This window comes from Microvirga sp. ACRRW (assembly GCF_022346925.1).
Taxonomy (GTDB): Bacteria; Pseudomonadota; Alphaproteobacteria; order Rhizobiales; family Beijerinckiaceae; genus Microvirga.
Map to the genome: position 1 here is coordinate 15,266 of NZ_JAKRNJ010000011.1, position 12,624 is coordinate 27,889.

10 protein-coding genes are annotated in these 12,624 nt (G+C 61.3%); 6 read left to right on the forward strand and 4 right to left on the reverse strand.

Annotation, left to right across the window (positions count from 1 at the left end; all coding sequences use genetic code 11):
* Positions 1 to 111 precede the first annotated feature (111 nt).
* The 3 genes from MHY87_RS17610 to MHY87_RS17620 are packed head-to-tail and all read left to right on the forward strand — an operon-like array spanning position 112 to position 4,784.
* Positions 112 to 1,665: an AbgT family transporter gene (locus MHY87_RS17610; protein ID WP_370644984.1), complete on the forward strand. Its 1,554-nt coding sequence runs from the start codon at positions 112 to 114 to the stop codon at positions 1,663 to 1,665.
* A gap of 46 nt (positions 1,666 to 1,711) precedes the next feature.
* On the forward strand, positions 1,712 to 2,914 hold the full coding sequence (locus MHY87_RS17615) for a M20/M25/M40 family metallo-hydrolase (RefSeq protein WP_239353883.1): 1,203 nt from the start codon (positions 1,712 to 1,714) through the stop codon (positions 2,912 to 2,914).
* Positions 2,915 to 2,954: 40 nt separating this feature from the next.
* Positions 2,955 to 4,784 carry an SLC13 family permease gene (locus tag MHY87_RS17620; protein ID WP_239353884.1) on the forward strand — a complete coding sequence of 610 codons (1,830 nt, stop codon included), beginning with the start codon at positions 2,955 to 2,957 and terminating at the stop codon, positions 4,782 to 4,784.
* Here the strand turns inward: MHY87_RS17620 and MHY87_RS17625 are convergent, their stop codons facing one another.
* Both MHY87_RS17625 and MHY87_RS17630 read right to left on the reverse strand, forming a co-directional pair.
* Positions 4,785 to 5,357: an HdeD family acid-resistance protein gene (locus tag MHY87_RS17625; RefSeq protein WP_239353885.1), complete on the reverse strand. Its 573-nt coding sequence runs from the start codon at positions 5,355 to 5,357 to the stop codon at positions 4,785 to 4,787.
* 16 nt (positions 5,358 to 5,373) lie between these two features.
* Positions 5,374 to 5,943, reverse strand: a complete 570-nt coding sequence (locus tag MHY87_RS17630; RefSeq protein WP_239353886.1) for a DUF1269 domain-containing protein — start codon at positions 5,941 to 5,943, stop codon at positions 5,374 to 5,376.
* Positions 5,944 to 6,247: 304 nt separating this feature from the next.
* Between MHY87_RS17630 and MHY87_RS17635 the strand changes: the two genes are divergently transcribed.
* From MHY87_RS17635 to MHY87_RS17645, 3 genes are all read left to right on the forward strand, one after another.
* Positions 6,248 to 6,523 carry a hypothetical protein gene (locus MHY87_RS17635; RefSeq protein WP_239353887.1) on the forward strand — a complete coding sequence of 92 codons (276 nt, stop codon included), beginning with the start codon at positions 6,248 to 6,250 and terminating at the stop codon, positions 6,521 to 6,523.
* 313 nt (positions 6,524 to 6,836) lie between these two features.
* Positions 6,837 to 7,814 (forward strand): TAXI family TRAP transporter solute-binding subunit, encoded by a 978-nt coding sequence (locus MHY87_RS17640; RefSeq protein WP_239353888.1) that lies wholly within the window; start codon positions 6,837 to 6,839, stop codon positions 7,812 to 7,814.
* A 149-nt stretch (positions 7,815 to 7,963) separates the two neighbouring features.
* Positions 7,964 to 10,147 carry a TRAP transporter permease gene (locus MHY87_RS17645; RefSeq protein ID WP_370644985.1) on the forward strand — a complete coding sequence of 728 codons (2,184 nt, stop codon included), beginning with the start codon at positions 7,964 to 7,966 and terminating at the stop codon, positions 10,145 to 10,147.
* A gap of 99 nt (positions 10,148 to 10,246) precedes the next feature.
* On the opposite strand, the gene MHY87_RS18865 is transcribed toward MHY87_RS17645, so the two are convergent.
* Together MHY87_RS18865 and MHY87_RS17670 are read right to left on the reverse strand one after the other, a co-directional pair.
* Positions 10,247 to 11,929 carry a calcium-binding protein gene (locus MHY87_RS18865; RefSeq protein WP_304611140.1) on the reverse strand — a complete coding sequence of 561 codons (1,683 nt, stop codon included), beginning with the start codon at positions 11,927 to 11,929 and terminating at the stop codon, positions 10,247 to 10,249.
* A 170-nt stretch (positions 11,930 to 12,099) separates the two neighbouring features.
* Positions 12,100 to 12,522 (reverse strand): hypothetical protein, encoded by a 423-nt coding sequence (locus tag MHY87_RS17670; protein WP_239353890.1) that lies wholly within the window; start codon positions 12,520 to 12,522, stop codon positions 12,100 to 12,102.
* Positions 12,523 to 12,624 lie beyond the last annotated feature (102 nt).

Consider the following 12,624-nt stretch of genomic DNA (forward strand, 5'->3'; position numbering starts at 1 on the left):
GGCAATCGAGTTAAGTTCATCAGTACCGATCATTACTGAGCAGCCGGCCTGTCAACGCAGTTGCGTATCTTGCCTCCTGTCGTGAGGCCCCCCTTAGCTCAAGTGCGGGATATGACGAGCAGCACGGAAGTTGCGTCGAGAAACTCCATGCAGCGGTTTCTCGATGGGGTCGAAAGAGTGGGAAACATGGTTCCCCACCCGGTCGTCATTTTCCTGATCCTCATCGGCATCGTCATCGTGCTCTCGGCGGTGCTCAGCCTGTTTGGAGCGGCCGTCTCCTTCGAACGCATCAACCCGGAGACGCATCAGGTCGAGACTGCCAGCACGGAGATCCGCAGTCTGCTGACCATCGACGGCATCCGTTTCATGTACTCGTCCCTCATCCCGAACTTCATGAGCTTTACCGCTGTCGGGCTCATGATCGTCGCGATGATCGGCGCAGGGGTTGCGGAAGAATCCGGTCTCGTCACCGCCTTGATCAGAAAGCTCGTCATCGTATCGCCGGATTGGGCGTTGACTTACATCCTATCCTTCGTCGGCATCCTCGCCAGCATCGCGGCAGATGCGGGCTATCTGGTCCTGATCCCGCTTGCGGGCATCGCCTATTTGGCCGTCGGGCGGCATCCTCTGGCTGGGCTCGCTCTCGGCTTCGCCGCTGTGGCAGGCGCTTTTACCGTCAACATGCTGATAAAGCCGCTGGACGCCGTGCTCGTCGAATTCACCAATGACGCGGCCCATCTCGTCGACCCTAACCGCTCCATTGGCCTTGCCTCGAATGTCTGGTTTTCGATTGCATCGGTGCTGTTTCTTACCATCGTCATCGCCTTCATCACCGACCGTATGATCGCTCCCCGTCTAGGAAAGTACGATCCGCATCTGGCGGCGGAAGGAACGACGACGGAGCAAAGCGCGGAACTTTCAGAGCACGAGTCGCGCGGCCTGCGTTTCGCAGGCTTTGGCCTGCTTGGCCTGATCGCTGTCTTCTGCCTCCTCACCCTTCCCTCGGGGGCCCCATTGCGGAATCCCGACACGCAGGAGCTCATCGGCAACTCGCCCTTCATGAACGGGCTGATTGCGCTGATCATGCTGATGTTCCTCGTGACGGGATGGGCCTACGGCATTGGCGCCGGTACCTTGAGGACATTGCCGGAGGTCATTGCGGCAATCGAGAAATCGATCAAAAGCCTTGGCGGAACGATCTTCCTGTTCTTCGTCCTGAGCCAGTTCGTCTCTTATTTCACCTACACCAACATGGGCACGGTCATGGCGCTCAGCCTGTCAGGCGCCCTGCAGGCGGCCAATATCGGCGCCCTGCCGCTCTTGCTGGGTTTCATCGTCGTTGTCGCGATCATCGATCTGCTGTTGACCGGCGCCATCGCCAAATGGGCGATCTTCGCTCCCGTTTTCGTGCCGCTGCTCATGAAGCTCGGCGTCGAGCCGGAGGCGGTGCTCGCGGCGTATCGCGTCGGGGACTCTCCCATGAATGCGATCACGCCTCTCAACGCCTATTTCGCCCTCGTCGTAGGCTTTGCGCAAAGATACGACCGATATGCCGGCGTCGGCACCATCGTATCGCTGATGCTTCCCTACGTTGTTTGGATCTTCATTCTCTGGACCGCTCTCTTCGCACTCTGGCAGATGCTCGGGCTTCCATGGGGGCTGTGAGCCGGAGCCGCTTCGCCACGTCGATAACAAGCAGCGAGTTGAAACGATGGACAGCTTTACGCTCCCCCTTGATGTCGCCGCCGCAGAAGATCACCTGATGCGGCTTTTGTCCGTAGAGGGCGTGACCGGCCAGGAGGCCAAGATAGCCGCGGCTGTCTCGGAGGCGCTCAAGAAAGCCGGCGTGCCGGCCTCCGCGATCCGCTTCGATGATGCGAACAAGCGCATTCCCGTTCCGACGGAAACGGGAAATCTGATCGTCGATCTGCCCGGAACCCGCCCTGGACCGCGCCTCCTGTTCTCCACCCATCTCGACACGGTGCCGCTCTGTGCGGGTGCCAAGCCGAGGCGCGACGGTGACCGCATCGTCTCGGATGGCGCCACCGCTCTCGGCGGCGACAATCGCACCGGATGCGCCATTCTCGTCATGCTTGCGGAGACGCTGCTGAAGCACAAGCTGCCGCATCCTCCCATTACGCTGCTCTTCACGGTTCGCGAGGAAAGCGGTTTGCACGGCGCGCGTGAGCTCAACCCCGCCGATCTCGGCGGTGCCGTCATGTGCATCAATGTCGATGGGCAGGACCCGTCCGACCTGATCGTCGGTGCCGTCGGCCAGGAGAACTGGGAAGTCGAGATCAAGGGCAAGGCTTCGCATGCGGGCGTTGCGCCCGAAAAGGGCATCTCGGCGACCCTGGTCGGCGCTATCGCCCTCACTGAAGCGAAGCGCGAAGGGTGGTTCGGCAAGGTCGTGAAGCCCGATGGCACGGGCACCAGCAATGTCGGCATCTTCGGCGGGAAAAGCGACAAGGCTGCCGGAGACGCGACGAATGTCGTGACGGACTATGTCTTCATCAAAGGAGAGGCGAGAAGCCCGACATCCGCCTTCGCGACAGCCATCGCGAAGGGTTTCGGACAGGCATTTGAGAAGGCGAAAGGCGAGGTGAAGGACCATGAGGGCGAAACGGCTATACTCGCCTTCACGCACAAGCCATCCTATCCGCCGTTCAATCTTGATGAAGGTTCCCCCGTGGTTAAGCGCGCGACCAAGGCGATGACCATGCTCGGCCTCAAGCCCAATTACCTGTTCTCCAATGGCGGCCTCGATGCCAACTGGCTCGACAAGCACGGCATTCCTACCGTCACCATCGGCGCCGGTCAGGCGGAGATCCACACGATCAAGGAATATGTGAACCTGCCGGAATTCGAGACGGGATGCCGTCTCGCCCTGCTGCTGGCCACGATCGAGGATTAGCCGAGGGCGCCTTCAGACGGTCTAAGGAGGAGATGAGCGATTGAGTCCGTTAGCTTATATCGCCGCCATCGTCGCCATGGCCGTTGTCCTGTTCATCTGGAACAAGCTGCCCGTCGTCATCGTCGCCATGGCGACCGCATTGGCGCTGTGGGCAACGCAGGTTCTCACGATATGGCAGGCGCTCGGTGGCTTTGGTGATCCCGCCGTCATCTTCATCGCATGTCTCTTCATCGTGAGCGCGGGCCTCGAGACGACCGGCGTCACGGCCTGGGCCGGTCAGCTTCTGATCCGTGGTGCAGGAGGTGAGAGCAGGACGCGCCTTCTCCTTCTCACCATGGGCCTCGTGGCCGTTCTCACCGCTCTGATCAGCGTCAACGGTGCAGTGGCCGCTCTGCTGCCTGTCGTCGTCGTCATGGCGGTGCGCCTCAAACGGAAGTCGTCGCAGCTCCTGATGCCCCTGGTCTTTTCCGCCCATGCGGGATCCATGCTTGCGCTCACCGGCACGCCAGTGAACGTCCTCGTCTCTGAGGCGGGGTTCGAAGCCGGTGTCGGTGAATTCGGTTTTTTCGAGTTCGCGCTCGTCGGCATTCCCCTGCTCGCGGGCACGATGGCCATCATCATCCTTTTCGGCGAACGGCTTCTGCCTCAACGCAACGGTGCCAAGATGCCCGCCGATCTCAGCCGTCATGCCAAGACGCTGGTGGAGCAATATGGTCTGGCCGACGGCATCTTCCAGCTGCGCGTGCGCGCCACCTCGCCTTATGTCGGCCTTGCTCCGTCAGACATCGATCTCTCTGCCTTTCCAGGCATGCAGCTCGTGGCCCTTCAGGAGAGCGAGAGCGCCGCTCCTCTTCGTCGGCCCATGAAGGACGGCGATCATATGCTCGTGCGCGGGAATGCCGAGGCAGCCGCTTCTCTCGCCGCGCAGATGCAACTCGCGTTTCATGATGAAACGACGTCGAGCCACGGCGAAGAAACTCTGTTCAACCGCCGTTCCGGCCTCGCTGAAGTGGTGATTCCGCCGCGTTCAGGGCTCGTCGGTCAAAACGTGTTCCCCGGAATGGTCACCGACAGCGGCGACCTCATCGTTCTCGCGGTGCAGCGGGCCGGAGCCGCGATTGACGCCGACAAACCAACGTCAGGCCATGGTGTCGCCTTGCGCCCCGGCGACACCATGCTGCTTCAAGGAACCTGGAAGGCGCTAGACCTCCATCTCAGCGATCCGGATGTGCTGGTGGTGAACTCCCCCGAGCTGGTGCGACGACAGGCGATCCCCCTCGGGCCTGGAGCATTCCAGGCGATTGCAATCCTGGTCGCAATGGTGATCCTGCTCGCGACCGGCTATGTGCCGCCCGCCGTCGCCGGACTTCTCGCCGCCGGTGCGCTTATCCTTTCGCGTATCATGACCGTCGAGCAATCCTACCGGGCCATCGATTGGACGACGGTGATCCTCGTCGGCGCATTGATGCCGCTGTCGATTGCGATGGTGGAAACCGGGGCGGCCCAGTTCATGGCCGAAGGTCTGGTCGGCCTCGTCGGCGATGCGGGTCCCTATGCCCTGCTCGCCGGCCTTTTCGTGCTCACCGCGATCCTCGGTCAGTTGATCAGCAATACCGCGACAGCCCTGATCGTCATTCCCATCGGAGTAGCCGCCGCGACGAGCATGGGCATCTCGCCCCGCCCCGTTCTCATGAGCACCGCCGTGGCTGCGGCGGGTGCTTTCCTGACGCCCATCGCGACACCCACGAACCTGATGGTCATGGGACCGGGAGGCTATGCCTTCGGCGATTACTGGAAACTTGGATTGCCTCTGCTCACCTGGTTTTTTGTCGTATCGGTTTTCTTCGTGCCGCTCATCTGGCGGTTCTAATCAGCTCGTTCGCACCGTCCACGCGAGATAGGCGATCGCGGAACCGATGCTGATCAAATTCAGTCCGAGCAGGAAGCCCAGGAGCCAGACGGACGCCACCGGCAGATTGGCCCAGAGGATCAGTGAAAGCACGATGCCGACCAAGCCGCTCCCAAGCACCCAGCCCCAATTGGGGAACGGACGGATCGTCAGGGCGAAGACGACTTTGGAAATGCCCTCCATCATGAAGAAGATGATGAGAAGAAGCGTGATCGTGGTCAGGCCCTGCGCCGGATCGCGCAGGAACAGGAAGCCGATCAGCATGGCAAGGCAGATGGAAATCAGTTGCAGCCAGAAATGCGGCACGTGCCTTGCGCTGACGAGGCTGATCGCCTGAAACAGGCCGCTGAACACCAGGAGCCAACCGAGAAGGACGATCACCGCCGTCGATGAAAAGATCGGATAGATGATTGCCAGAACGCCAGCTGCGATCAGAAGCAGCCCCTCGATGAGATACCACAGCGCATAGCGCTTCACGGCATCCCGCATCGCCTCGCGGAACACCTCCGCCGCAGCATCCACTGATATCGCCATCAAGCCCTCTCGGATTCTACGGTTTATCCGCCGCCATTGCGCCAGCAGACGCTACGCCCTCGCCCGGACTCGGTGCATGTGCCCGTGACAAGGCAGCCTGGAGCTTTGCTTCCTGTTCCGGAGACAGCGACGAGCGAATGACGCGCCCTTTGAACCCTGAAAGCTCCGCCAGCACTTTCTCGGGCTGAGATTTCCGGATCAGCAGGAACAAAGCAGACGTGTCGGGCTGCAGGGTATCGCCGATGGATTTGATGAATTCGTCGTTGATGCCGTAATCGATCAAGCTTCCGGATAAGGCTCCCGAGCCGGCCCCCACGGCGCCGCCGATGGCAAGGCCCGCGAGCGGATTGAGGAACAGCAAGCCGATGAGGCTGCCCCACATCGCGCCGGACAGACCACCTGACGTCGCTCCGAGCCGCACGAGATTCATGCTCTGCTTGATGCGCACTGCACCATCCGCACCACGGATGGCAACGACGGCATCTTCGAGATCGATGAGGTATTCCTTCTGCAGCCGGGTCAGTTCAGTCAAAACACGATCGGCATCATTCGGGTTATCGAACCCGACGACCACTAGTTCAGCCATGAGACACTCCTCCAGGCCTGACAATGCAGGTCGCAGCAGCGGCCAGGATACCATCGACATGCCTCATGGATCATCCCGGACGACCGTGAGATTATGGCTAGAGGCCCTATTCCATGGAGTGAGCAGCTTTAACTCCGAAAGGGGACCACTTCCGGCAGGAGCTTCGGCCAACGGCTTCGCCAAGACGCTCATGGGATGGCTGCTCAGGGTTTACCCCAATTGCCAGACAGGAAACGATGCATAAGAATTCCATGCACCTGGGTTGGCGCTGAATCTCGGTTCCTTGCTCGAGGAGGAAGACCTGATGAAGAAAACCCTGACATTCATTGCAGCGGCTGCGCTGACACTTTCGATGACAGCCTGCGAAACACCCGGAGAGCGTGCCCTCGGAGGCGCTGCGCTTGGCGGCGTGGCGGGCGCGGCCATCGGCGGAGCAGCAACGGGCCGCGGCAGCGGTGCCCTTGCCGGAGCGGCGATCGGTGCCGCAGGCGGCGCAATCGTCGGAGGCGCCACGGCTCCGCGCAGTCCATGTCCGTACGGCACCTATCGCGACAGCGCCGGCAATCTGTATTGCCGTTGATCGATTAGAGTTGCCCCCAAAGGTCTCCGGTGACGTCCGACGCATGGCGTCGTTAGCGACTCTGCGACATAATTCCTAGCATCGAAACCCTCACGAAGCTCTCGCCCAAATGTCCAGGCGAGGGCTTTGCTGCATCTCGCGCCCCGCCCTCCCGTAAGCGCACGGCAAGCAGCCGACATCGCCCTCAACTCACGGAGGAAACTTATCCAAACCCTACCGCAACCCCCACGTAGACTATGCAAGGATATAAGCTAGAGTGCTCCGGAACCGTCTTGAAACGGTCTTGCCTTCATGAGGGAAAACAAAGATGTCCATGAAACTGACCCGTCGCGATCTGGCCAAGCTCGGCCTTGGCTTTGGCGCTGCCGCTGCTCTGGGCCGCAACGCCTTTGCGCAGGCGCCGGCCTTCTTCCGCATCGGGACTGGCGGTACCGCAGGAACCTACTATCCCGTCGGCGGCCTCATCGCGAATGCCGTTTCGAACCCACCGCAGCTCGTTCTCACCGCCCAGGCCTCCAACGGCTCCGTGGCGAACGTGAACTCCATCATCTCGGGCGCGCTCGAATCCGGCTTCAGCCAGGCTGACGTGGCTTATTGGGCCTATACCGGTACCGGCCTCTTCGAAGGCAAGGGCAAGATGGAGGACCTGCGCCTCGTTGCGAACCTCTATCCGGAAAGCATCCATCTGGTCGCCGCCAAGTCCGCGAACATCAAGTCCGTGAGCGACCTGAAGGGCAAGCGCGTTTCGCTCGACGAGCCGGGCTCCGGCACGCTGGTCGATGCCCGCATCATCCTGAACGGCTGGGGCATCAAGGAAAGCGATGTGAAGGCCGACTTCCTGAAGCCGAACCAGGCGGCCGAGCGCATGCGTGACGGCGGCCTCGACGCCTTCTTCTTCGTCGGCGGCTATCCGACGAGCGCGATCACCGAGCTTGCTGCGACCGGCGGCGGCATCGACATCGTGCCCCTCTCCGGCCCCGAGGCCGACGCGATCCGCAAGCAATACAACTTCTTCGCGGCAGACGAGATTCCGGCAGGCACCTACAAGGATGTCGCTGCCGTGAAGACCCTTGCCGTCGGTGCGCAGTGGGTCACCTCCGCGAAGGTGCCGGACGCCGTCGTCTATGAAGTCGTGAAGGGCCTCTGGAGCGACAAGACCCGTGGCGCCCTCGATGCTGGCCATGCCAAGGGCAAGCTGATCCGCAAGGAGAATGCGCTGGCCGGTGCCGGTATTCCGGTTCATGCCGGTGCGGAGCGCTTCTACAAGGAAGCCGGCCTCCTCAAAGGCTGATCCTGCCTCACTCGTCATCGGCCTCCCGCGTCGTCAGTCGCGGGAGGCGTTGTTTTTTGCTAGCGATGCCCGCTTCCGCCTGCACGCCGGCAAATATCCAAGCCAATCCCAAAAGCAGCGGCGCGTGAACGCGTGAGCGCTGCCTGCATATGAGACCCGCCATGTCCACAGCCGACACCTCTGCCCTGATCGAGAATCGCAGTCTCGAGGAAAAATTCGATCCCGAGATGCGGTTCCGCCCTCTCCTGCCGGGAACGGCATGGCTTGTGGCCGGACTTCTGCTGGCGCTCTCGCTCTTCCACTATTACACGGCAGGCTTCGGACTGCTGCGCGAAGCGACCCATCGCGGCATCCACATGGCTTTCGTGCTGGGCCTGATCTTCCTCGTGTTCAGCGCCTTCAAGGCCGACCAGGACAAGGTCATTCCCTCCAGCCTGTGGCGGCCGGGCGGCATCTCCATCGTCGACTGGCTTCTTGCCGTCGCGGTTGCCATCGCGAGCCTCTACGTGCCGTGGATCTTCAACGATCTGGCGTTTCGCGTCGGCAACCCGAACCTGATGGACGTCGCAATGGGAACGACCCTGATCGTTCTCCTGCTCGAAGCCACGCGCCGTTCCGTCGGATGGCCCCTGCCCGTCATCGCCATCGGCATGATGCTCTATGCCTATTTCGGCCCCTCTATGCCGGGCATCCTGCAGCACCCTGGCGCTTCGTGGTCGAACATCGTCAATCACCTCTACCTCACGAGCCAGGGCATCTACGGCATCGCGCTCGGCGTCGTGGCCACTTACGTCTTCCACTACGTGCTCTTCGGCGTGCTTGCGACCCGCGTCGGCCTCGGCAAGCTCTTCATCGATCTGGCGACCTGCGTCGCCGGACGCTATGCAGGCGGCCCCGCGAAGGTGTCGATCTTCGGATCGGCCCTGTTCGGCATGATTTCGGGCTCGTCCATCGCCAACACGGTGACCGTCGGCTCGCTGACGATCCCGGCCATGATCCGCGTCGGCTACAAGCGCCACTTCGCGGCAGCCGTCGAATCCGCGGCCTCCACCGGTGGACAGATTACGCCGCCGATCATGGGCGCCGCGGCCTTCCTCATGGTCGAGTTCCTGAACGTCTCGTATCAGACGGTCATTCTCGCGGCCATCGTTCCGGCCTGCATGCACTTCTTCGGCGTCTTCATGCAGGTTCATCTGGAGGCAAAGCGCGAGGGGCTGCTCGGATTGCCCGCCGAGGAGCTTCCGAACGCCCGCAAGGTGATCCGCGAAGGCTGGCAGACGGTCATGCCGCTGGCCGTGCTGCTGATGGTGCTGTTCTCCGGCTTCACGCCTTATCTCGCCGCCTTCTGGGGCATCACGGCCTGCATCGTCGTCGGCGTCAGCCGCGTTCCTGCCGTAACGCTCGGCTTCCTGGCGGCCATCGCCATCGCCATCGCGACCGGAATGCTCACGCAGCTTGTCTTCTCGCTGCCGGCCCTTCTGTTTGTGATGGGGTTGATGCTTTACGCCTTCATGAAGAGCGATGAAGGCAAGGCGAAGGTGATCGATCTCATCGACGCCTTCGTGGTCGGTGCGAAATACGCCATCGGCGTGGGCGCTGCCGCAGCCACTGTCGGCATCATCGTCGGCGTCGTGACGCTCACCGGCGTGGGCTTCAAGATCTCCTTCATCGTGACCTCGTTCGCCGCACAGATGGCGCAGATCGTGGGCGATATTCTTCCCGCAGGTCTCATGGAAGGGAAGGCGCTGACGCTGCTCTTCACGCTGGCGATGACAGCCATCGTCTGCATCCTCCTCGGCTGCGGCGTTCCGACGACGGCGAACTACATCATCATGGTGACGGTGGCGGCCCCTGCTCTGGTCATGCTCGGCGTGCAGCCCATCGTGGCGCACTTCTTCGTGTTCTATTACGGAGTGCTCGCGGACATCACGCCGCCTGTTGCGCTCGCGGCCTATGCGGGCGCGAGCATGGCGGGCGCCGATCCGTTCAAGACCGGCAACACCGCGTTCCGTCTCGGCCTCGGCAAGGCTCTCGTGCCTTTCGTGTTCGTGTACGGCCCCGCCATGCTGCTCGTGACGCCCGACTTCACCTGGCCGAGTTTCTTCCTGGTAACCGGAGGCGCAATTGCCGGAATCCTGTGCCTGTCGGCAGCCTTCGCGGGCTATGCCCTGACAGAGATGCGCGCTTGGGAGCGTTGGCTGATCGGCATTGCGTCCCTGCCGATTATCGCGCCCGATCTGACCACGACCTTGGTCGGCCTGGTGCTTGCAAGCCCGGTGATCCTGTCCCAGATCATCAAGGCGCGCACCAGGACTGCACCGGTTCCGGCGTAAGCCGACAAGAACCTCATGCACGAAAGCCCCCGCCTCATCAGCGGGGGCTTTCTTTTATCCATGCACGTGCAAAGGCAGGAAAGGCCTGCCCTGTGCGGCTTAAATGACGATGAAGTCGCTGCTGGCGAGTTCGAGACCGGGCTTCAGCTTGGCGAACAAAACAGCGCCGGTTTTCCCCGATCCATCCGGATCGTAATACAGATAACCGGTCTTCTTGTTGTAGATCAGGTGGTCATTCTTATCGAGCGCCTTACTGGCGACGACGAAGTAGCCGGGCTTCAGCTTGCCAGGTGAACCCAGCTTCTTGAAGATGGAATTTTCCAGTTTGATCGTGTCGTCGGCGACGTTGAAATCCGTGATCGTGGAGACATTCACCTTCGACTTCAGCGCGGTGTTGAAGACAAAGGTGTCTTTCCCCGAGCCCCCCGACAGAGTGTTCAGCCCAAGTCCGCCATTGAGGACATCGGTTCCGGCATCTCCGTAGAGCTTGTCTTTTCCGGCGCCGCCCGAAAGGGTGTCGTTGTGGATGCCGCCGTAAAGCGTGTCGTTGCCATCGCCGCCCGACAGCTTGTTCTTGCCGGTCCCACCATAGAGGCGATCATTGCCGCTGCCGCCTGAAAGCGTGTCGTTCCCCACATCGCCATAGAGGATGTCGTTGTTGTCGCCGCCATCGAGACGGTCGTTTCCGGGGCCGCCGTAGAGGGTGTCGTGTCCGGCGCCGCCGGACAGATTGTCGTTTCCGACGTCCCCGTAAAGCCGGTCGTTACCGGCTCCGCCATCGAGCCGATCATTGCCTTGACCTCCATATAGAAGATCATTGCCGTTACCGCCGGTCAGCGTATCGCTGCCGCCGTCTCCGTAAATCTTGTCGTTGCCGTCGAGACCATGAAGAATGTCGCTGCCCGTATTGCCATAAATCTCGTTCGACAAGTCATTGCCGATGAGCGTGAGACGATAGGTTCCGGCGGCCGCTTTCAGAATCTCGATATTGCTTCCCAGCTGATACGAAGACGTCGCGATGACCGTGTCGCGTCCACTCTCGTCGATGACGATGTCGAGCGCATTGTCGACGAGATAGGTGTCGTTACCGGCACCGCCGATCAATGTATCGACGCCGCCCTTGCCATCGAGAAGATCGTTGCCCGCTGTTCCGACGATTTGGTTTGCGAACTTGTTGCCGACGAGAGTGAGGGAATGCGCATTTGGCACAGCCCTCAAGACCTCGATCTCCGCATCGGCTGTCAGCGCGTAGCCTACGCTTGTCTCGACGATGTCATACCCGGCACCGATGGCTTCGAAAACGCGATCTTCCTTATGGTCGACATAGTAGGTGTCGTTCCCGAAACCGCCCTCGAGCGTGTCGGCTCCTGCGCCGCCATTGAGGACGTCGTCGCCCGCATACCCTTCCAGATAATCTCCGCGCGACGTTCCATTGATGACGTCGTTTCCCGCCATGATCGCAGCTGCGGAATCTCCGCCCTGCCGATGGAAGAATGCGAGATCGGCATAAGAGAACAGGACCGGCCCACCAAGCGTGCCGTAGGTGAGCCAGGGAGAGTTGCTCGGGCCGGCACGCAGATAGGAAACCTGACCGGAGGCATTCGAGAGGACAGGCCCTTCGTAGGACACCTCAACCGGCGACTGATAGACCGTGACTTTGAAGCTGGCGTTGCCGCGCCCACCCAAATTCGTAAAGCTCAAGCTTCCTTCGATGATGGCCGTGAACAGGGCCTGCAGACGAAGGCCGGCAGGCATGCTGCTTTGGAACGTAACAACGGCCATCGTTTGCTTTCCGGCGGACTCAACACTTGGCGGATCGGAAAAGCATCCTGCGGTTCGGCAGGGTGCGGCGAAGAACATCAGGTGCGATGCCCTCCTACCACTAACCTTACGTTAGGAGAATAGCCCCAATCAGCCAAGCTTGGATCTGCGTCGAAAAGGCTCAGATGGAGTTAGGCCGCGGACTGAACATCGTCCGCTTCGCCGTCATCCGCCGCGGAGCTGCGCTCGAGCTGAACGGCATAGGCGGCCTCAAGACCTCGGAAGCGGAGGCTGTCGTTAGGCTCCGAGAGGCCCGCCACCACCGGAACGCGTTCCGAGAAGCGAACCACGGCACTACGCAGGCAGCGCACGTTCCTGACTACGGGATGCACGCCGTCCATGGCATCATTCACGATGGCGCGGGCTGCTGCATACAGGTCGTCGATGGAGGCCTCGACGCCGGGATCGCGCCTCATCAGGCTCATAGTGTTGATGAGCAGAACACGCAGGTCGCGCAGGTCGGTTTCCTTACCCTGCCCTGCAATCGCATCCACCACCAATTCAATCGCTGCGATCCTTTCGCGGATCGTCTCTGCGAAGCTCGTATCCGTCATGAGCGCTACCCCCGTGAGTCGCCTGGAACGATTCCATCGGCCTGCAGACGGAGGATGCGCCCGCATGGTTAATGAATACTTACGACGCGCATGAAAGCCTTG